Source organism: Paraburkholderia sp. OAS925 (assembly GCF_040543975.1).
Lineage (GTDB): Bacteria > Pseudomonadota > Gammaproteobacteria > Burkholderiales > Burkholderiaceae > Paraburkholderia > Paraburkholderia graminis.
Map to the genome: position 1 here is coordinate 103,211 of NZ_JBEUNO010000002.1, position 19,075 is coordinate 122,285.

The 19,075-nt window shown below is 62.8% G+C and carries 17 protein-coding genes; 4 read left to right on the top strand and 13 right to left on the bottom strand.

Annotation, left to right across the window (positions count from 1 at the left end):
• Positions 1 to 9 precede the first annotated feature (9 nt).
• The 5 genes from ABIE53_RS19250 to ABIE53_RS19270 all read right to left on the bottom strand — a co-directional run bounded on the left by ABIE53_RS19250 (position 10) and on the right by ABIE53_RS19270 (position 6,001).
• A complete protein-coding gene (locus tag ABIE53_RS19250; RefSeq protein WP_192699852.1) occupies positions 10 to 1,827 on the bottom strand; it encodes an amino acid ABC transporter permease/ATP-binding protein in 1,818 nt (605 codons plus the stop codon).
• A 52-nt stretch (positions 1,828 to 1,879) separates the two neighbouring features.
• Entirely contained in the window at positions 1,880 to 3,202 is a 1,323-nt protein-coding gene (locus ABIE53_RS19255) for an LLM class flavin-dependent oxidoreductase (protein WP_192699851.1), read from the bottom strand.
• 60 nt (positions 3,203 to 3,262) lie between these two features.
• A complete protein-coding gene (locus ABIE53_RS19260) occupies positions 3,263 to 4,204 on the bottom strand; it encodes an ABC transporter substrate-binding protein (RefSeq protein WP_192699917.1) in 942 nt (313 codons plus the stop codon).
• A 32-nt stretch (positions 4,205 to 4,236) separates the two neighbouring features.
• Entirely contained in the window at positions 4,237 to 4,788 is a 552-nt protein-coding gene (locus ABIE53_RS19265) for a GNAT family N-acetyltransferase (RefSeq protein ID WP_114158072.1), read from the bottom strand.
• 187 nt (positions 4,789 to 4,975) lie between these two features.
• Entirely contained in the window at positions 4,976 to 6,001 is a 1,026-nt protein-coding gene (locus tag ABIE53_RS19270) for a succinylglutamate desuccinylase/aspartoacylase family protein (RefSeq protein ID WP_192699850.1), read from the bottom strand.
• Between the two features lie 209 nt (positions 6,002 to 6,210).
• Here ABIE53_RS19270 and ABIE53_RS19275 point away from each other — a divergent pair, with 209 nt between their 5' ends.
• The gene (locus ABIE53_RS19275; protein ID WP_192699849.1) at positions 6,211 to 7,275 is read left to right on the top strand and encodes an LLM class flavin-dependent oxidoreductase; all 1,065 of its coding nucleotides are present in this window, start codon (positions 6,211 to 6,213) and stop codon (positions 7,273 to 7,275) included.
• 90 nt (positions 7,276 to 7,365) lie between these two features.
• Here the strand turns inward: ABIE53_RS19275 and ABIE53_RS19280 are convergent, their stop codons facing one another.
• Complete coding sequence (locus ABIE53_RS19280) at positions 7,366 to 8,556, bottom strand: porin (RefSeq protein ID WP_192699848.1); 1,191 nt, start codon at positions 8,554 to 8,556, stop codon at positions 7,366 to 7,368.
• Positions 8,557 to 8,866: 310 nt separating this feature from the next.
• Here ABIE53_RS19280 and ABIE53_RS19285 point away from each other — a divergent pair, with 310 nt between their 5' ends.
• Positions 8,867 to 9,739 (top strand): MetQ/NlpA family ABC transporter substrate-binding protein, encoded by an 873-nt coding sequence (locus ABIE53_RS19285; RefSeq protein WP_029970244.1) that lies wholly within the window; start codon positions 8,867 to 8,869, stop codon positions 9,737 to 9,739.
• A 27-nt stretch (positions 9,740 to 9,766) separates the two neighbouring features.
• On the opposite strand, the gene ABIE53_RS19290 is transcribed toward ABIE53_RS19285, so the two are convergent.
• From ABIE53_RS19290 to ABIE53_RS19305, 4 genes are all read right to left on the bottom strand, one after another.
• Positions 9,767 to 11,182 (bottom strand): MFS transporter, encoded by a 1,416-nt coding sequence (locus ABIE53_RS19290; RefSeq protein WP_006049800.1) that lies wholly within the window; start codon positions 11,180 to 11,182, stop codon positions 9,767 to 9,769.
• 81 nt (positions 11,183 to 11,263) lie between these two features.
• The gene (locus ABIE53_RS19295) at positions 11,264 to 11,872 is read right to left on the bottom strand and encodes an SRPBCC family protein (protein ID WP_006049801.1); all 609 of its coding nucleotides are present in this window, start codon (positions 11,870 to 11,872) and stop codon (positions 11,264 to 11,266) included.
• Between the two features lie 22 nt (positions 11,873 to 11,894).
• On the bottom strand, positions 11,895 to 13,352 hold the full coding sequence (locus tag ABIE53_RS19300; RefSeq protein ID WP_192699847.1) for a UbiD family decarboxylase: 1,458 nt from the start codon (positions 13,350 to 13,352) through the stop codon (positions 11,895 to 11,897).
• 255 nt (positions 13,353 to 13,607) lie between these two features.
• The gene (locus ABIE53_RS19305; RefSeq protein ID WP_192699846.1) at positions 13,608 to 14,045 is read right to left on the bottom strand and encodes a PaaI family thioesterase; all 438 of its coding nucleotides are present in this window, start codon (positions 14,043 to 14,045) and stop codon (positions 13,608 to 13,610) included.
• A gap of 397 nt (positions 14,046 to 14,442) precedes the next feature.
• Here ABIE53_RS19305 and ABIE53_RS19310 point away from each other — a divergent pair, with 397 nt between their 5' ends.
• Together ABIE53_RS19310 and ABIE53_RS19315 are read left to right on the top strand one after the other, a co-directional pair.
• Positions 14,443 to 15,408 (top strand): LysR substrate-binding domain-containing protein, encoded by a 966-nt coding sequence (locus tag ABIE53_RS19310; RefSeq protein ID WP_006049804.1) that lies wholly within the window; start codon positions 14,443 to 14,445, stop codon positions 15,406 to 15,408.
• A gap of 4 nt (positions 15,409 to 15,412) precedes the next feature.
• On the top strand, positions 15,413 to 17,041 hold the full coding sequence (locus ABIE53_RS19315; protein WP_192699845.1) for a class I adenylate-forming enzyme family protein: 1,629 nt from the start codon (positions 15,413 to 15,415) through the stop codon (positions 17,039 to 17,041).
• Here ABIE53_RS19315 and ABIE53_RS19320 read toward each other — a convergent pair.
• The 3 genes from ABIE53_RS19320 to ABIE53_RS19330 are packed head-to-tail and all read right to left on the bottom strand — an operon-like array spanning position 17,000 to position 18,994.
• Positions 17,000 to 17,185, bottom strand: coding sequence for an XdhC family protein (locus ABIE53_RS19320; RefSeq protein ID WP_192699844.1), 186 nt, complete (start codon positions 17,183 to 17,185; stop codon positions 17,000 to 17,002). The two genes, ABIE53_RS19315 and ABIE53_RS19320, sit on opposite strands and share 42 nt — an antisense overlap.
• Positions 17,186 to 17,209: 24 nt before the next feature.
• Positions 17,210 to 17,587, bottom strand: coding sequence for a RidA family protein (locus ABIE53_RS19325; protein WP_192699843.1), 378 nt, complete (start codon positions 17,585 to 17,587; stop codon positions 17,210 to 17,212).
• A 3-nt stretch (positions 17,588 to 17,590) separates the two neighbouring features.
• The gene (locus tag ABIE53_RS19330) at positions 17,591 to 18,994 is read right to left on the bottom strand and encodes an MFS transporter (RefSeq protein WP_107709548.1); all 1,404 of its coding nucleotides are present in this window, start codon (positions 18,992 to 18,994) and stop codon (positions 17,591 to 17,593) included.
• Positions 18,995 to 19,075 lie beyond the last annotated feature (81 nt).

Sequence of the window (19,075 nt, forward strand, 5' to 3'; positions counted from 1 at the left end):
AAGGAGTGGTCAGAGCACACGCGACAGGAATTCGCGCGTGCGGGAATGTTGCGGTTGATTCAGCACGCTCGCCGGCGGACCGGCTTCGATAATCCGGCCGCGATCCATGAACACGATGGTGTCGGCCACTTCGCGCGCAAAGCCAATCTCGTGCGTGACGATGACCATCGTGGTGCCGGAGCGCGCCAGTTCCTTGATGACGTCGAGCACTTCGTTCACCAGTTCGGGATCGAGAGCGGATGTCGGCTCGTCGAACAACAGAACCTTTGGCCTCAACGCCAACGCGCGCGCAATCGCGACGCGTTGCTGCTGTCCGCCCGATAATTGCCGCGGCCACGCGTGCGCCTTGTCCGCGAGTCCGACACGCGCAAGCAGATTCCGCGCGAGTTGCTCCGCTTCCTTGCGCGGCAAGCGGCCAAGCGCGACAGGAGCCTCGACAATGTTGTCCAGCACGCTCAGATGCGGGAACAGATTGAAGTTCTGAAACACCATGCCGACGTCGCCGCGACGCCGCAGCACGTCGCGCTCCTTTAGTTCGTAGAGCGTCATGCCGTCGCGGCGATAGCCGATCAGTTCGCCGTCGATATCGATCAGACCGTCGTCGACGCGTTCAAGATGATTGATCGTGCGCAGCAACGTCGACTTGCCGGAGCCGGATTGACCGAGGATCACCGTGACGCTGCCGGGACGCATGGTGAGCGAGACGTTGTCGAGCACCTTGAGTGCGCCGAAGCTCTTCGAGACCTTCTGGATGACGATCTCGCCGCCTGTGCGCTGGTCGATCCACGGATTCGCAGCGCCGGGGATTTTCGACTCGCTCGGCGCGATGGCGTCGGCAAGCCGCGACTCGCCGGCAAATGCAGTTTCGCGCCGGCGCAGCACGAATCCTGCAAGCGCCTTGATGGCCTGTTCGAATGGCGACGACGTTGTGCTGCGCGTCGCGCCGCGCGAGAAATAGCGCTCCACGTACACCTGAATCGCGGAGAGCACCGAGAGAATGATCAGATACCAGACGGTTGCCACCATCAGCAGCGGAATGACCTCGAGATTGCGCCGATAGATGATCTGCACCGTGTAAAACAGCTCGGGCATGGCGAGCACATAAACCATCGCCGATCCCTTCGCGAGCGAGATGAGATCGTTGAACGCGGTCGGCACGATGGCCCGCATGGCCTGCGGCAGCATGATGCGCCGCGCCTGGCGAAGCCGCGGCAGTCCGAGCACGGCGGCCGCTTCGAGCTGCCCCTGATCGACGGACAGGATGCCGCCGCGAATCACTTCCGCCGAAAAAGCGGCGTGATGCAGCGTCAGGCCGAGAACGGCTGCGCAGAAAGGACTGACGACTTCAGTAGTCGGCCAGTTACCGAATGCAATGCCGGTAAAGGGAATGCCGACGCTGATCGTCTCGTATAGATAGCCGAGGTTGTTCAGGATCAGCAGCAGAACGATAAGCGGGATCGAGCGGAACAACCACACGAACACCCAGGCGCTGCCTGCAAGAAGCGGAGAACGCGATACTCTTGCGAGCGCGATAAGCATGCCGAGCGCGAAGCCGATCGACGCACCGAGCGCCGTCAGCAGCAGTGTTCGCCCAAGCCCCGAGAGCACCGGTTCCGACAGAAACCATTCGGCAAATACGCCCCAGCCCCAGCGCGGATTGCCAAGCACAGAGTCGAGCACGAGCGCGATCACGATAGCGGCGAGGGCAGCACCGGCAGTGCGCGCGCGATGCTTCGCGGGCACGACGTGATAGCGGTTGCGGTCCCGTTGCGATTCTGCTTGCGCGGAACCTGGCGCCTGTACGGCGACTTTAGCGGCTTCGTTCATCGTTCGTACTGTGTCCGTTGTGGTGTCCGTTGTGGTGTCCGTTCGCGTGTGTTCATGCAGTTTCGGTCAGCGTGTAGCGGCTTTCCTTGCGCGGCAAACCTAAGTGATCACGCAGCGTTGCGCCGCTGAGCGTGCTTTCGTAACGGCCGCGCCGCTGCAGTTCGGGAATCACGTAGCGGACGAAATCGTCGAGGCCTTGCGCCTGCACCGCGAAGCCAAGAATGAATCCGTCGGCGGCGCCCGCTTCTATCCAGCGAATCAGTTCATCGACCACGTGTTCGGCCGTTCCGAGAAAATGCGTCTTCGGCGTCGCGACTTCGAGCGCGACTTCGCGCAAGGTTTGTCCGTTGCTGCGGGCATTGGCCTTGATGCGGTCCGTCGTCGAGCGGAAGCTGTTGCGGCCAAGATCGCCGAGTTCGGGGAACGGGGCATCGAGCGGGTACTGCGTAAAGTCGTGATGATCGAAAAAGCGGCCGAGGTACGCGAGCGCTTCGTCGATATTGAGCAGATCGCGAATCGCGCGGTACTTGGCTTCCGCTTCTTCATGCGTGGCGCCGACAATCGGGCCGATACCGGGGAATATCTTCACGTCCTCGCGGCTGCGCCCATGCGCCTCGGCGCTGTCCTTCACGCGCTGCGCGAAAAGCCGCGTCTCTTCGACCGACACCGAATGCGTGAACACGGCATCCGCATATTTACCGGCCAATGCAATGCCCGCATCCGACGAGCCGGCCTGGAAGATCACGGGTTGTCCTTGCAGCGAGCGCTGGATATTGAGCGGCCCCGCTACCTGAAAAAATTTCCCCTGGTGATTCAGTGGATGCAACTTGTCGCGATCGAAAAACACGCCGCGCGCGCGGTCGCGCACGAATGCATCGTCGTCCCAACTATCCCACAGCCCTTGCGTCACGCTCAGGTATTCATCCGCGATTTCGTAGCGCAACGCATGCTCGGGATGCGATCCGCCGTAGTTCTTCGCGGTGCCTTCGAGCGGCGTCGTGACGACGTTCCAGCCGGCGCGGCCGCCGCTGATCAGATCCAGCGACGCGAACTGCCGTGCGACCGTGAACGGATCGCTATACGACGTCGAGACCGTACCCGCGAGACCGATTTTCGACGTGACCGTGGCGAGTGCCGACAGGATCGAAATGGGCTCGAAGCGATTCAAAAAGTGCGGGATCGATTTCTCGTTGATGTAGAGACCGTCCGCGACGAACGCGAACGCAATGCCGTTCGCTTCCGCTTTTTGCGCCGTGCGGATCATGAAGTCCAGATTGACGCTGGCATCCGCCGGTCCCGCCGGATGCTTCCACGCGTTCATGTGGCTGCCGGCACCTTGCAGCATGATGCCGAATGGGATGTGCTTCTTGCTCATGATGTCGTTCGCCAGACAGAAGGAAAGATCGAAGCCGGTGATGCGTTTTCGACCGCCGCGTCACGACTTCGGCAAGCCCGGCGGATTGGTCGCCGCCTTCGCGATCGCCTCGGACTCGAGATGCCAGCGCGCGAGCACCGAGCGATACTGTCCGTTCTGGATCAGATTGTTCAGCGCGATGGTGAGCGGCTCGGCAAGACCGCTGCCCTTGCGCGACGTCACCGCGACCTCCGCCGTGCGCGGCCAGCCGCCGCTCAAGGTGCCGACCTGGCGCGTCTTGCCTTGTCTCGCGGCATCGTAGGCAAGCGCGGCATTCACGCTCAAGATCGCGTCCGCGCGCCCCGACTGCAACGCCACCGACCTCACCGCATCGTCGTCGTAGTACTGCACGGAAACCGGCTTGAGCCCACGCGCGACGTTCTGCCGGTCCCACTCGAGCAGGATCTTTTCCTGATTGGTCCCGGCGTCGGTGATGATCCGCAGACCGGCGATATCTTTCGGCTCGGCGATTTGCCTGATCGGACTATCGGTCCTCACATAGAAGCCGATCTGATCCTGCCGGTAGGTCGAGAAGTCGAACTTCGCCTTGCGCTCTTCCGTTACCGTGACGTTGGAAATCACCGCGTCGACCTTGCCGGACGCAAGGGCCAGCGGCCAGTCCGGCCACGCGAGAATCACGACATTCAGATGCTTGCCGAGACTGTCCGCAATCAGTTGCGCGAGGTCCGGGTCGAATCCGACTACCGTTCTCGCGTCGCTCGCATAGGTGCTGATCGGCGGATGACCCACGACGATGCCCACCGTCAACGCATTCTTCGCGACGAAGGCGAAGTTCGAAGGTATGGCCTTGATGGCGGCCGGGTCCTCCGCGCCGCGAATGCGGTTCTGTTGCGCCGGGCTAAGATCGAAGCCCGGCGCCGCGGCGAGCGCCGGGGCACTGCCGGCCGTCATGCCGGCCATGCTCGCCAATAGAAGCGTTGCAAGATGCGCGCGCAATCTCATCGTCATGTGTTCCGTTGGAATGTCAGGTGGGCTTAGCGGATCGCGAGATCGGTTTGTTTCGCGCGAAGGTCTTCGAGGGTATCGATGCGGCCCGGATCGAGCAGGTCCTTTCCGTAGCGCAGATGAACATGCACCTCGGGAGGCAATGACGTATCGAACAGGCTCACGTAGCCGCTATTCGCATACAGCGCCCAGGCTTCGGGCTGCCGGAAACCGGTGGTCAGATAAACGCGCGTATAACCCTGGGCGAGCGCACGCTGTTCTAGTTCCTGCACGACGCGGCGCGCGAGGCCCTGACGGCGCACATCGTCGCGTGTCCAGACCCGTTTGAGTTCCGCGGTGCGCGCGTCGTAGCGCTTGAACGCGCCGCCGCCGATCGCCGCGCCGTCCCGCAGCAGCAGAATGAATGCGCCCTCCGGCGGAGCGAACGCCTCGGCCGGATAACGCGCGATTTCCTGCGCGGCCGACTCGCCGTTGTCCTTGTGAAACGATGCGTAACGCGTCGTATATTCGCGCTGCAATGCGCTTAGCAGAGGTTGGGCAAGCGGATCGAGCGGACTGGTATCGACAACGCTAAAGCTCATGATGATCGACCGGAACGCGCCGGCTCGTCTTGTGGAATTCACACGATAGCGCGCAGTCGTTCGACGGCTAAACAAGCAATTGGTATATGAATATGGTGCCGCTGCGGCGAACGTTTTTTGTTGTCCGTTCAATTGCTCGCGCATCGCATTGCGTTATTCGCGCAGCGTATCCGTCAATAGAACATCGTCAGCGCGCGAGCTGCGTAAAGAACGTTGGATCGTCCTCTGCAAGATGAAACAGACAATCGCCTCTTCGGACCAACGCGGGCACGCGCTTGCAAACGACTTCTCCGTCGCTGTCGAAATGGCGAATCACCGGCTCGCGCCACGGCGTATCGGGGAAATGGATTCGCGCAGCGGGTTGCCCCTGACTTACCCGGTCGCCGAGTTCGACAAGCGGCTCGTAAACGCCGCTGTCGTAGGCATAAACGTAGTGCCGCGCACCGGCGACGCGTCTGAAACGCACGCTTGCAGGCGGCGATTCGGGGACGAGCGGCCCATGCAGCAAACCGACGTGCCCGAGGAAATGCAGCAGCCCCTGGCGCGCTTCGCGAATCAGCGCGGAGCTGACCGTGCCCGCACCGCCGAGTTCGGTCGTGATGGACACCGCGCCTTGACGCCGCGCCGCCGCTGCCGCATGCACCGGATTCTCGCGATGAATGAATGCATTCGGCAAACCGAATGCATTCAGCAAGTCGATTAGCCGCGCTTTCCCGGCGTCGTCGCGCGGCTCGATCGCGAGCATGTTGCCGCCGTGATAGAGCAGTGAACTGCCGCCCGAATGCAGGTCGATCAGATAGTCGGCACGCGCGAGCAATTCATGCTCGATGTAATGCGCGGCGATCTGCGTGGGCGAGCCTCGCGGGTCGCCGGGAAACGCGCGGTTGAGATTGCCGTCGTCTATCGGCGAAGTCCGTAGACCCTGCTCGACCGCGGGCGCATTCGCGGCCGGCAACACGATGATTTGCCCCGTTAGATGGGCCGGATCGATCTCGCGCGCGAGTTGCGCGGCGAGAATTTGTCCTTCGTATTCGTCGCCGTGATTGCCGGCCATCACGAGCACGACAGGCCCGCTGCCGTTTCGTATCGACACGACAGGGAACGGCAGCCAGCCGTATGCGGAACGATGCACGGAGTGCGGCAGACGCAGATAACCGGTGTGCCGGCCGGCCAGGTCGAAGTCGACCTCGCTGACGATTGGATTCAGGTGCATATGACAGTTCTCTGGAAAATGCCGGCAATTCGAGGCGTTGGCCTCATTAAACATCGGCCGGCGTCTTCGCATCGAACAAATCTTTTTGCCTTTACTTATTCCTCTAGATTGTTTGACCGCGCCGTTCACGGAGAAATACCATCGCCGTACTAATGATCGGCTCGTCGCGCCGCGCAAGCCCGATACATGCCGTACTTCCAGAACCTCACATGACCACCTACGCTTTAAGCCTGCTGGACAAGAGCCCGATCGCACGAGGCGAAACGCCGACCGAGGCGCTCAGGCGCACGGTCGAACTGGCGCGCCATGCGGAGTCATGGGGATACCGGCGCTATTGGCTCGCCGAACATCACAACACGAGTCAGCTCGCCTGCCCTTCGCCGGAAATCCTGATCGCTTATATCCTTGCACGCACCAATCGCATACGTGTCGGTTCGGGCGGCGTGATGCTGCAGCATTACAGTCCCTACAAGGTCGCCGAAAATTTCAATCTGCTGGCCTCGCTCGCGCCCGGTCGCGTCGATCTCGGCATCGGCAAGGCGCCTGGCGGTTTGCCGCTTTCCACGCGCGCGCTGCAATCGGCGCGCGACCCTGCGCACAAGCCCGATTTCGCTGCGCTCGCGTTCGAGCTGGACCGCTATCTCGCCGATGCTCTCGCCGCGAATCGCGAACACGATGCTGCCGACGGCGACGAGCAGTTCGGTTCCGTGCTGCGAGCCACGCCGCTGCCGCCTTCGCCTGCGCGCCCTTTTCTGCTCGGAGCAAGCGTCGAGAGCGCGGCGCTTGCGGCGCGGCTTGGCTGGGACTTCGTGTACGCGGCTCACATCAACGGCGCGCCGGACGAGATCGAGCGCGCGTTGGAGCGCTATCGCGCGGCATCGAACGGACGCAAGGCATTGCTGGCTCTCTCCGTCATAGCAGCAGAAAGCGCCGACGAAGCAGCGCGGCTCGCATCGGACACGCGGCGTTTTCGCGTACAGGTCGGCGACCAGCAGCCGGTCACGGTGGGCAGCATCGCGCAGGCCGAAGAGTTCGTTCGTCAGGCAGGCGGCGGCGCTCATCGCATCGACGAACGCGAGAACCACATCGTGCATGGCACGTCCGACGCGGTGCACGATGCGCTCAGTGAACTGCAGGACCGCTATGGCGTGGATGAATTCATCATCGATAATCCGGTGACGGACGCGGCGCAACGCATCGCGTCGGTTCGTTTGCTGGCGCGCGGGCTTCAGCACGGCAACACGCGCGAAGCCGCCGAAGCGGCGCGCGGCTGAAACGACTCAGCAACTCAATCACGTATCACGTATCACGTATCGCGTATAAGCCACGACGGCATGCATGCGCCATGCCATCGCGGCCTCCGGTCAGAACTTCACGCGCAAGCCTGAAAGCACGGCGACCTGACGGTTCGTCGACGAAGCCGTGCCGACATCGGCAATCGCCGCGATGGTGCGGTAGCCCGAGCCGACCCGCGTCGATGCATCGCCGACGGCAAGCTGATACACGCCGGACAGATACACGTCGGTGCGCTTCGACAATGCATAGTCGACACCGAGCGTGAACTGATGCCAGCGCGGCTTCAGATTCGCGCCGCTGGTCCCCGGCAGATTCGTCGCGCGGCCATCGGTATAGGTGTAGACGCCGATCAGCGTCAGCGCAGGCGTGAACAGGTAGCGTGCATTCAGGTCGTAGTTGTTGAACTTGCGCGACGAGCCGTCGTTGTAGTCGAGCTGCGTGTGACTCCATGCAAAGCCGACCGTCGCGCGGCCGAATGCGTAGTTGGTGCCCGCCACCGCGATCTGCTGGCGCACCACGCCGCCGTTCAATCCGTAGAAGAACGCGCCGCTGTAATCGTCGCCGGTCGTGGTCGACGCGCCGCCGACCGCACCGCTCGTATTCGACGTCGTATCCGGATGATTGAGCACTACGTAGCCGCCGCCGATCGACAACGGTCCATTGACGTAGTTCGCCGAGATGCCCCATGCGCGGTTGTTGCCGAACCCTGTTCCGCTGCCGCCGCTGGCCTGATTGCTGAACGCATACAGGCCGTCCACCGTGAATCCGGCAATCGTGTCGCTGCGGAACTTGACGGCGTTATTGACGCGGAAAGTCTGGTTCAGATTGTCGTTATCGCCGATGTGGGTCGACGGCGACCAGAAACCGGAGCCCGCGTATTGCGCCGCGAGATCGGCGAGCGGCTCGTACTGGCGTCCAAGCGTCAATGTGCCGATGCCCGTTTTCTGGACGCCGACAAACGCCTGCCGTCCGAACTCGCGGCCGCCCTGAGCCAGCGTACCGTCGTTGGGACGGAAGCCGCCCTCGATCGTGAACACGGCCTTCCAGCCATCGCCCAGATCCTCGTTGCCTTTGAGGCCCCATCGGCTGCCGCTGAGCTTGCCGCTCGTCTGCTGGAAGTTGCTCGCGCCCTTCTGGTTGTTCGTGTAGGTGATGCCCGCATCGACGAGCCCGTACAACGTGACCGAGCTTTCCGCTTGAGCGGCGAGTGGAGCGATTGCAAGCAGACCGGCGGCGCTGGTGAGAGCGACTCGTTTCATCTTTACCCCTTGTTGTCGTGGTTAACATCATCGGCTGAAAGGGGTCCAATCTTAGGATCGCGAAATGCGGGAGACAAACATCGAAGTCGGGTTTGCTACGGATTGCTCCGTGCATTTGAAATTCAGCGAGACTTTAAATTGCAATTTCCCGGCACGCTTATCGCGGCTTGCATTGCGAGCGAGAACTGGCAATTGATAAGCAGAATTAGTTGTTTGGCGTTCGAAACGGCGCGTGATCTACTGCTTCGAATTCAAAGTTCTCTAGCAACGCTGCACGGTTGCCGGTGCGATCGCCACTACTTTCATCGTCATGTTCCGAACAATCACTATCCCGTCACCCTTCAAAAAACGCGCAGCCGGCGCGCTGCTGCTCGCCACCACGCTCAGCGCTCTCACCGCGCTAACGTCCATTAGCGCGCATGCCGCCGATAGCAAGAACACCGCGCAGGAATTGCGCGTCGGCTTCGTGCCCGGCCCTTATGCCGATGAATTCAAAGCGGGTGTCGAACCGCAACTGCGCAAGAAAGGCTATGCGATCAAGTACGTCGAGTTCAGTACAGGGCTCGAAGCAAATCAGGCCGTATATCGCGGCGAGATCGTCGCCGACGTGATGCAGCACGAGGTCTATCTGAAGTCGTATAACGAGCGCAACGGGACCGACCTCGTCGGCGTAGTGCAGGTGCCGACGCCGCCGATGGGTCTCTATTCGAAGAAGCACCGAACGCTGGCTGAAGTGAAACCCGGCGCGCGCGTCGCGGTGCCGAATGATCCGGTGAATCTCGAACGCGCGCTGAAGATTCTGCAGCGCATCGGCTGGATCAGGATCAAGCCGAACCCGAATCCCGTCGACGTGACCGAGCGCGACGTGATCGCCAATCCGGCCGGCATCAAGATCGTTCCGCTCGAATCGGCGCAAGCGCCGCGCGCGCTCGACGATGTGGATTACGCCGCGATTCAGGGCAATTTCGCGATTTTCAGCGGCCACAAACTGGCCGATGCGCTCGCGCTGGAAGAGATGACGCCGCCGTATATCAACCAGGTCGTCGTGAAGGCCGGCAACCGCAATGCGCGCGCGACGCAGGACATCGTCGACGCGTATCGGTCGGTGGAGTTTCAGCAGGCGATTCGCGGCAACCGCTTCTATGACGGCTTCAGGTTGCCGGCGTATTTCGCTAATGAGTGAGCGCGCTCATCGCAACCCGCCGCCTTGTCACGGCGCGATTTCCTCGAGGCTTCGTTCGCGCGTCTCTGTCATTCTGAGTGCGCAAATCGCGCCGACCACCGCGACCACGGCGAACATCACGAACACCGAGCCGATGCCCCGCTTATGCAGCAGAAGTCCCGCAAGCGACGGTCCGACCGCGGACGCAAGACGCAGCCAGGAAGTGGCGAGCCCGGTGCTCGTCGCGCGCATTCTGGTGGGATAAACCTCGGGCGTGTACAGGTACAGCACCGCCGCGATCGAACCGATCAGTCCATAACTCAGCGTGCCGAGCACCATTGCGCTCCATACGTCGTGCGCGGCAAAGAGCCCGAGGCATGCGAACAGAATCGCTGCCAGACAGAAAGCGGACACCGTCCAGTTGCGGCGGCCAACGCGATCGATCACATACGCGCAGATGAGCAGCAGCGCGACTTGTGCGACGTTGGTCATCGACGCGGCGCGCAGCGCGGTTTGCAGCGGCAGGTGATAAACCGAGCGATACAAGGTCGGCAGCCAGTTGTTCAAACTGTTCGCGATGAAAAACGCGGTCGCCCACAGCACCCACACGACGAGCGTGCGGCCGCGATAGAACGGCGAAAGCAGTTCGCGCCAGCCCGCGCGCGCATTCATCACGCCTTTGTTCGGCTGCTGGCGCCGGCCGGGTTCGATGCGGCGATCCGTGCTCGCTTCCATGTCGCGGACCACGGCTTCCGCTTCGTCGAATCGTCCTTTAGAAATCAGCCAGCGCGGCGATTCGGGCAAGCGTGCGATCAGCAGCGCGATCAGAAGCCCAGGCACCGCGCCGATCCAGAACATGATCTTCCAGCCGATGAGCGGCACGAGCCATGCGCCGATCTGTCCGGTCGCCATCAAACCGACCGGGAAAATCAGTTCGTATAGCAGAAAGTATTTGCCGCGGCCGTGAGCGTTGGACAACTCGCTGATGTACGTCGCCGCGACCGGCATTTCACCGCCCACGCCGATTCCCTGAATGAATCTGCACACCAGCAGCACCGCGAAACTGCCGCTTAGCGCACAGCCCATGCTCATCACGGACATGATCGCAATGGCGATCGTCACGCTGCGAATTCGGCCGCGCCGTTCCGCGTACCAGCCGAACGTCAGCGCGCCGATGAATTGACCGATGTAGCTCGCGCCGATCAGCACGCCGATCTCCAGCGGCTCGATATGCCACAGGCCGATCAGCACCGGAAGCACGAAGGCGATCGAGAGCGCGTCGAACGCATCGAAGAACGTCGCGCTGCCGACGATGATCCGCGCCTTCGTATGCCAGCGCGAAAACGGCACGCTCTCTATCCGGCGAATCAGCGCCGCGCTTGCAGCGTCGACAGCCGCTTCGACGGCCGCCGTCTGCGTGTCGTCGCGTGTGACTGCGCCCTGTAGCGTATTGCCATCCTGCATCGTCGTCTCCTGTTGCGGGTGCCGCGAGCGGCGTTCGGGCTGCGGCGCCCGATACGTCGTTCACGCATCCCGTCGTTGTTATCAATGCAATGCGTACACCGCGACGAGCGCAAGGACGACCACCACGCCCAGTGCCCACATCCAGTTTCTTGCGCTCGTGCCTGCCGCTGTCTGCGAAGTGGCGAGCGTGCCTGCGTGAGCGTCGGCAGAAGCGGTCGCCGGGCGTGCTTCATCTTCCGCCGTCTGCTGCGGCCCAATCACAGCCGCCGTGAAGCGCCCAAAAAAGTCCTCGGCCATTTTTCGCGCGACACCGTCGATCAGTCTCGCGCCCACTTGCGCGAGACGCCCCCCAACCTGCGCATGCGAGCGGTACACGAGCCGCGTGCCGCCGTTGTCGGCAAGCAGATCGACGTGCGCGCCGCCCTTGCCGAAGCCCGCCGCGCCGCCCGATCCTTCGAACGTCATCGAATACGACTGCGGCGGTTGTAAATCAGTCAGCACCATCTTGCCTTTGAAGCGCGCCTTGATCGGGCCGACGCTTGCAGCCATCACCATCTGAAACTGGTTGTCGTCGACGCGTTCGAACGACTCGCAGCCGGGCACCGAAGCCTTGAGGATTTCGGGGTCGTTCAATGCGGCCCATACGCGTTCGCGCGGCAGCGGCAAAATCTGTTCGCCTGTCAGTTCCATGTGCAACTCTCCTTGTCGTCCGTCAGCCGAGAATGTGTTCCCATTTCGCGCGCGTCTTGTCCTGCAGTTCCTTGCTCGCCTCGGCAACCTGCGGAAACTCCGCGAGAAAATCGAACGGACGGCACGCGTCGATAATCGCCTTCGAGTTGAATGGCGCCTTGTACGGATTCGCAATCGACATCGGATCGTTCTTCGACCCCATGCCGCGTTTGACGATGTCGATATCGATGTCCGGGTCGGTGCGCGTCGCGACGGCCCACATCACCTCCTGAAGATTCGCTGGGTCGATGTCCTCGTCGACCACGATCGAATAGCGCGACATGTATGCGCCCACGCCGCACTGGCTGAGAATATGTCCTGCCTGCCGCGCGTGTCCCGCATAGCGCTGACGGATCGACACCACGTTGAACATGCGCGCGCCGCCGATCTCGTGCGCCCACACGCCGGCGACATCGGGCACGCCGGCCGCCTGAAGGGCATCGACGAGCAACGCCGAGCGCATCACGGCCTTCGAATACGAGTAGTCGTTCGGCGGCTTTGCGGGCGGGCTGCCCATGATGATCGGGTTGTTGCGATAGTAGATGCGCTCGATGGTCACCACCGGCGCGGTCTCCGCCTTGCCGGGGTAATAGCCGTGGAATTCGCCGAACGGCCCTTCGATCCTGACGTCGCCCGGATGCGCATAGCCTTCGATCACGATCTCCGATGCGCTCGGGAACGGCAGATCCGTCAACTGCCCTTTCACCACGGAGACAGGCTTCTTCAGGATCGCGCCGATATAGTTGTACTCGCACATGCCGAACGGCACTTCGATACCTGAAATCAGGTAGCCGAGCGGATCGCAGCCGATCACGATCGCGACCGGAAACGGCTTGCCCGCCTTCATGTGCTTGTCGTACTGGATCGCGCCGTGCTTGCCTGGAATCATGTCGAGGCCCACATGGTTGCGGTCGTGAATCATCACGCGGTACGTGCCGACATTGATCCACTCCGAGTCGAGATCTTTCGTCACCACCATGCAGCCGGTGCCGATATAACGGCCGCCATCTTTCTCATGCCACAGCGGCGCGGGAAACGAAAAGAGATCGACGTCGCCGCCGGTCTGCACGTTGTCGAATACGGGGCCGCTCGCCGCTGTGACCGGGTCGTATTCATGCGCATGCGCCTGCCATTGCTTCGGCTTGCCGCGCAACGTTTCGACCAGCGCGCGATGCGTCGGCTGATGTCCGACGCGCAGGATCGACGACAATCGCGCCGGGCTCGCGGTGCTGCATGTCAGCACGCGATGTCCTTGCGGATATTCGGGGATATCGTCGAAAAGCAGCGCGGCGGGCCGCTCCTTCTTCACGTTCAACTCGCTGATCGCTCCGAGTTCCAGATTCCAGTCCGCGCCCGAAACGTCGGTCAGTTCGCCGAGCGCGCGCGCCTCGTCGAGCCATGCCCGCAGATCGAGCGGATGGGAAGTCGAGCTGTCTGTCACGTCGTGTGTCTCCGATAGTTTGGCGATTTGTATTCGTATTCGTATGCGGGATTGCGAACGCCGTCGTCACGCGGCGCCGCTTCACTTGTTGATCGCCACAATGAGGCAATGCAGCGGCACACGCAAACGACCATCCTTCATGACAGGGATGAGAAGGATTCATGCGATGGTTGCGAATGCGATCGTGCGAATGCGATCGTGACGAAGTGACCGCGGCGCTGCGGCCCGCCGCGCGTCAGTTAAGTAAAGTTAAGTTCAGTCGAGCTCGCCAGGCGGGGCGCTCGACGGCTCGCGCCGGCCGTAACCGCCCGCATATTTGAAGGTGCCCTGCGCGGTGGCGATCAGCGTCTTCGAATCGATCCACGCCTCGCCGCGCGCGAAATAAACCGACCGCCCCTTGCGCTCGAGAAAGCCCTTGCCGATCAGTGTCTCGCCCACTCCCTTGTCGAGGAAGTTGAGCGTCAGCGACAGCGTCACCGCGTGTATGGGCCGCAGCGGATCGGCGCTATAAAGCCCCGCATAACCGCAGGCCGCATCGAGCAGCGTCGCCACCACGCCGCCTTGCAGCACGCGTTGCCGGTTCAGCAATTCGGGCTGCAAGCTCAGGCGAAACTCCGCATAGCCATCGCGCCAGGCCGTGCGCGACAAGCCGAGGCTGGCAAGAAACGGATTTTCCAGCACATCGATATCCACTATTGTTCTCTCCCTTTCCGCGCGTGAACGGGCCTGACTGCCCAACGTTTCGGTTCTTCGCGCGCGGCCCGGCACATTCACGTTCCGGGTTTGTAACGATTGATTAATGTGCGCCGATAGACGACGCTTCGCTCGACCGGACCAAGAGTGCATGAGCGCTTTCCACGCGCGCAAACTAACTTTTCTCATGCCTGCATGAAAAAGTTTCATTTCCTCGGGGTCCGTAACCAGCCGATCATCCAGGCATCGGGGCGGCCTTCCGCGGGGCGCCTTTCCGCAGGGCGGCTCTCCGCAGGGCCGCCGACACGTATTCCCGCGCCCGTGCGAGGCGCCTCGCGCGCCGATGAAACCCGCTAAGATCCACTACCCAGGCGTTCCTGCATTGCGCTGACAACAGATGAGACCCTATATCCCTTCGCTTCAGAGCCTGCTCGCATTCGAAGCTGCCTCGCGGCATTTGAGCTTCACCCGCGCGGCACAGGAACTCGAGTTGACGCAGACGGCCATCAGCCACCAGATCAAGACGCTCGAAGACCGGCTCGAAGTCAAGCTTTTCGTGCGGCGCCGAAACGTGCTCACACTCACGCCGGCGGCACGCGAGTATCTCGATTCGGTGCATGAGGCGATCAATCTGCTGTCCATCGCCACGGCGCACGCGCGCAAGAAAAAACCCAGCACCGTGCTCACGGTGACGTGCCTGCCCACCTACGCAGTCAAATGCCTGATCCCCGCGCTGCCCGAATTCCAGCGTGCTCATCCGGACATCACCGTGCACGTCGCAACGAGTTCGACGTTCAACGAGTTCGATCGCAACAGCTACGACGTCGCGATCCGTTACGGCTCCGGGCGCTGGGCGTCGGCGCGCTCGGACCGTCTGCATGGCGAGGAATTTTTTCCCGTGTGCTCGCCCGCCGTGCTCGAAGAAGCGGGCAAGTTCGGATCGGTCGCGGAAGTGCTCGCACGCATGCGGCAGATTCGCACGTACTTTTATTCGATGTACCAGGACGACTGGCCCGCGTGGCTCGAAGCGGCCGTGCATGAGCCCGTCGAATTCGCCGGCGAATCCGTTTTCCATCTGCAGCTCACGTCGCTCGCGGCGGCCGTGGACGGCGTCGGCATTGCAATCGGCCGCACGCCGCTCGTGAACGGCGATCTGGCGAGCGGCAAACTCGTGGCGCCGTTCGACGTGCGTGTGCCGTCGAATTCCGCGTATTTCGTTTCGTCGCCGACCGACAAGGCACGCACGAAGAAAGTGGAAGCCTTCCGTGAATGGGCGCTCGCGCGGCTCGGTGAAAACCGCGATCGCGGCGAGACCGCGGCGCAATGCGAGGCCGCCTCGCCTTCCGTGCCCGAGCCCTGCTGAGCTCATGGTCAGCACGCATCCGCCCACGAACGATCCGCCTTTTCGCACTGTCGCGGCCCTGCTCGAACAGCATCGGCGCGCGACGCCCAACAAGCCTGCCATCGTCGATGTCGAGCGGCGCGTGAGCATGAGCTTCGAGCAACTCGCGCAATCGGTCGAGACGATCGCCAGACAATTCGCGCGGCGTGGCGTGACGAGAGGCACGCGCGTCGTGCTCGCCGACTGCGATGCGCCCGACAAGCTGCTGCTGTGGCTCGGCGCGTGGCGGCTCGGTGCAATCGTGTGTCCGCTCGACGTGCCCTTCGTCGGCGTAAAGATCGCACGGCAGTTGCTCGACACAATCAGGCCGAAGCTGATCGTGTTTCCCGTCGACGCCGTGGACCCCGCCGACACCTCCGTCGCCGCAGCGAACGTGCAGGTCGTGCGCTTCGCTTCGTGGGCCTCGGCCGGCCGCGAGAACATCGGCTGCGATGGCGACATCATCTCGCTCGAAGCAGGCGCGCACGACGACACGCCGCTGCCCGACGGCGCAACCGTATGCACGCATCGCGACATTGCGTCGATGTGCTGCACGTCGGGCACGACCGGCATTCCGAAGATCGTCGTCTACGATCACCAGTCGTACTGGCTCAACGGCCTCGACAGTATCGACCTGCTCGGTTCGAGCCGCGACGACCGCATGCTCGAATACCGTTCGTTCGACTGGTACTCGGCGCAGATACTGAGCTTCATTCCGTTCCTGCAACTCGGTTCGACACTATGCGTCGCGCGCCGCTTTTCGCGCAGCAGCTTCGGCGACTGGGTCCGCGATCAGCGCATTACCGTTTGCGCGGGCGTGCCCACGGTGCTCAACATGCTTCTCGAAGCACCGCTCGAGGTGAGCGCCGAAACGTTCTCGTCGCTGCGCGCGATGACCTGCAGCACAGCGCCGCTATCGCCCGTTCAATGGATGCGCTTCGAAAAGCGCTACGGCATTCGCATCCTCAATCTGTATGGGTCGTCGGAAGCGGGATGGATGTGCGGCAACCGGCTCGAGCATCGCAAGCTCGGAACGGTCGGTTATCCGGCCGCGCATATCCGCTTCGAGATCGTGGACGCCGACGGTATGCCGTGCGCTGCCGGCGTCGAAGGCCAGGTTGTCGTCGACGGCGACAAGCTCGCGCTCGGCGTGCTTCAGCAAGACGGCTCGCTGCTGCCGATTCGCGGCGCGCCGCTCTTCACGCGCGATATCGCCGCACGCGACACGGACGGCTTTGTGCGCATGGCGGCTCGCATGGACGATCTCATCATTCGTGGCGGCGTGAAGATCGTGCCGCAGGAGATAGAGGATGTGATGCGTACGCATCCTCATGTGCAGGACGTCGCGGCGCTCGGTGTGCCCGACCCGGTGTATGGACAGGAAACCGTCTGCTTCGTGGTGTTGCAGCCGGACATCGCGCCGAACGTGGAGGCGCTGCGTGCGCATTGCCGGCGGCATCTGCCGCGCGAAAAGATGCCGATGAATATCTATCCGGTTGCAGCGCTGCCGCGCAGCGCGCGCGGCAAGATCTTGCGCGACGCACTGCGTCAGCAATGGTGGGGGATTGTCAGCTCAGGGCCGGAGTTGCCGGAGGCGGATCAAGACCAGGAGTAGGTCGTCGTCGCGCATCGCGAGCATCGCGCCGACGGGGCGCGGACTCGAACCCCACGGGCGCGTCACCGTGATGGGTACGACGCGGCGGCCCGTCGCGAGCCAGTCGACGGCATTGCGCAGCACGCTCACGTCGATGCTGTCCATCGTGTCCTCCGTAAAGCGGCGCGCTTATGCGCCGCGATGCGCGACCATCTGCAACTCGACGAGAAAGCCGTGGTGCAGCTCGGGCACCGGCACGACCGCGCGCGCCGGCTTGTGAACGCCGAAATACTCCGCGTAGAGCCGGTTGAACTCCGGCCAGTTCTTCACATCGACGATGTACGCGGTGCATTGCACGACGTCGGTCAGCGCGCAGCCCGCCGCGGCCAGCACCTGCTCGCAATGAGCGAGCGTGGCGCGCACCTGGCGCTCGAAGTTGTCGGGGCCGTCGGTGGCCACGCCGGGACCCGGCAGCATGCCCGAGACGAACGTGAAGCCGCCCGCCTGCACGGCCTGCGAATAGTGGCCGCCCGGAGACGGCGCATTGTCGGTGAAAATGAAATTCATTGTTCAAACCTCTTCTGGTAAGGGTTGGCCGCGCGTTTCCGGCAGCCACGGCGCGAGCGCGAGGCCGACCAGATAGATGAAGCCGACTATGACCGCCGCATGACCGTAGCCGCCGAAGCGGGTGATCAGTGTGCCGGCGACGAGCGGCCCCGTCCACGCAAGAAAGCGCGGAACATTGAAGCACAGCGCGATAGCGGTGCCGCGCACGCGCGTCGGATAAAGCTCGGGCAGCCACGTGGGCATCCACGTATATTGACCGAGGCTGAAAAAGCCTGCCACGCAGGCGACCGCCAGCAGCAGGCCGACGTCGTGCGTCCACATGAAGAGCACCGGCGTCAGCACGAACGCCATCGCGAAGAATAGACAGGTGATGCGCTTGCGGCCATAGGCGTCGGCGAGAAAGCCGAGGCCAATATAACCGCTGATCGCGCCGACGTTGTACGCCATGCCGGCAAAGCTCGCCCACGAGGCCGCAGAAAGCCCGGCATGCGCCGCGACCGAACCGATGTAGGGCGGCACCCACGTCGAGATGCCCCACCAGCCGAGCGTCGTGCTGAGCGACATCAGCACGGCAATCCACGTGCGGCGGCGCAGCTTCGCGTCGGCCAGCAGATCGACGAGCGTAAAGCGCGCGAGCGACTGTTCGCGCGCGTCGAGCGTCACGCCCGACTTCCTGCGCGCGAGCGTCGCCTTGCGCTCGGTGTTCACGCGCTGCCATTGCTCGGACTCGGGAATGCCCGCGCGCATCCACAGCGTCGCGAGACCGGGCAGCACGCCGATCAGATACATGTAGCGCCATGCATGCTCGCCTGCGCCGCTCATGAAAAGCCATATCAGCGACGCGACGAAAAAGCCCGTGCCGAGGCCGCACTGCATGAGCCCCGCGCCTTTGCCGCGATGCCGGTCCGGCCAGATTTCCGCAGTCATTGCGGTGCCCGTCGCCCACTCCGATCCCATCGCGAGACCGACGATGAAGCGCAGCGCCGCGAACGATGTCCAGTCCCACGACAGCGCGCTCAAACCGGTGGTCAGCGAATACGCGAGAATCGCGAACATCATCATCCGTTTGCGGCCGATATAGTCGGTCAGGATGCCGCCGATCAATCCGCCGATGCCCCAGCCGAGCAGCGTCAATGCGATCACGAGTCCCGCGTAGAACGGAATCTGCGCGTGGCCCGACGCCGGCAGCAACTGGCCGAGCGCGCCGCCCACGGTCAGAACCAGTGCATAGGTTTCATAGCCGTCGAAGAACCAGCCGAGATTGGACGCGATCAATGCGCTCCATTGCTGGCGGTTGATCGAGCGATACCAGACGGCATGGGTCGCGTCGTCCAGGGCGACCCGCGGCTCGCCGCCCAGGCTGCCGCGCGTGCCGCCGCCGGAGCTTTCCTCCAGAGGGTGCTGCATCGACTGTCTCCTCGATGTCGTTATCGCGCGCCATGCCGTCTGTTGTTCTTCAGACGCGCGTCACTGCGTTGATTTGCCGTT

What these genes read in the sequence shown, in the direction of transcription:
- ABIE53_RS19265 (WP_114158072.1), bottom strand. Translation starts at nt 4,788, where the DNA reads ATGAGCTTTAGCGTTGTCGATACCAGTCCGCTCGATCCGCTTGCCCAA.
- ABIE53_RS19325 (WP_192699843.1), bottom strand. Translation starts at nt 17,587, where the DNA reads ATGAATTTCATTTTCACCGACAATGCGCCGTCTCCGGGCGGCCACTAT.
- ABIE53_RS19275 (WP_192699849.1), top strand. Translation starts at nt 6,211, where the DNA reads ATGACCACCTACGCTTTAAGCCTGCTGGACAAGAGCCCGATCGCACGA.
- ABIE53_RS19290 (WP_006049800.1), bottom strand. Translation starts at nt 11,182, where the DNA reads ATGCAGGATGGCAATACGCTACAGGGCGCAGTCACACGCGACGACACG.
- ABIE53_RS19315 (WP_192699845.1), top strand. Translation starts at nt 15,413, where the DNA reads ATGGTCAGCACGCATCCGCCCACGAACGATCCGCCTTTTCGCACTGTC.
- ABIE53_RS19320 (WP_192699844.1), bottom strand. Translation starts at nt 17,185, where the DNA reads ATGGACAGCATCGACGTGAGCGTGCTGCGCAATGCCGTCGACTGGCTC.
- ABIE53_RS19295 (WP_006049801.1), bottom strand. Translation starts at nt 11,872, where the DNA reads ATGGAACTGACAGGCGAACAGATTTTGCCGCTGCCGCGCGAACGCGTA.
- ABIE53_RS19280 (WP_192699848.1), bottom strand. Translation starts at nt 8,556, where the DNA reads ATGAAACGAGTCGCTCTCACCAGCGCCGCCGGTCTGCTTGCAATCGCT.
- ABIE53_RS19270 (WP_192699850.1), bottom strand. Translation starts at nt 6,001, where the DNA reads ATGCACCTGAATCCAATCGTCAGCGAGGTCGACTTCGACCTGGCCGGC.
- ABIE53_RS19285 (WP_029970244.1), top strand. Translation starts at nt 8,867, where the DNA reads ATGTTCCGAACAATCACTATCCCGTCACCCTTCAAAAAACGCGCAGCC.
- ABIE53_RS19255 (WP_192699851.1), bottom strand. Translation starts at nt 3,202, where the DNA reads ATGAGCAAGAAGCACATCCCATTCGGCATCATGCTGCAAGGTGCCGGC.
- ABIE53_RS19330 (WP_107709548.1), bottom strand. Translation starts at nt 18,994, where the DNA reads ATGCAGCACCCTCTGGAGGAAAGCTCCGGCGGCGGCACGCGCGGCAGC.
- ABIE53_RS19260 (WP_192699917.1), bottom strand. Translation starts at nt 4,204, where the DNA reads ATGAGATTGCGCGCGCATCTTGCAACGCTTCTATTGGCGAGCATGGCC.
- ABIE53_RS19250 (WP_192699852.1), bottom strand. Translation starts at nt 1,827, where the DNA reads ATGAACGAAGCCGCTAAAGTCGCCGTACAGGCGCCAGGTTCCGCGCAA.
- ABIE53_RS19310 (WP_006049804.1), top strand. Translation starts at nt 14,443, where the DNA reads ATGAGACCCTATATCCCTTCGCTTCAGAGCCTGCTCGCATTCGAAGCT.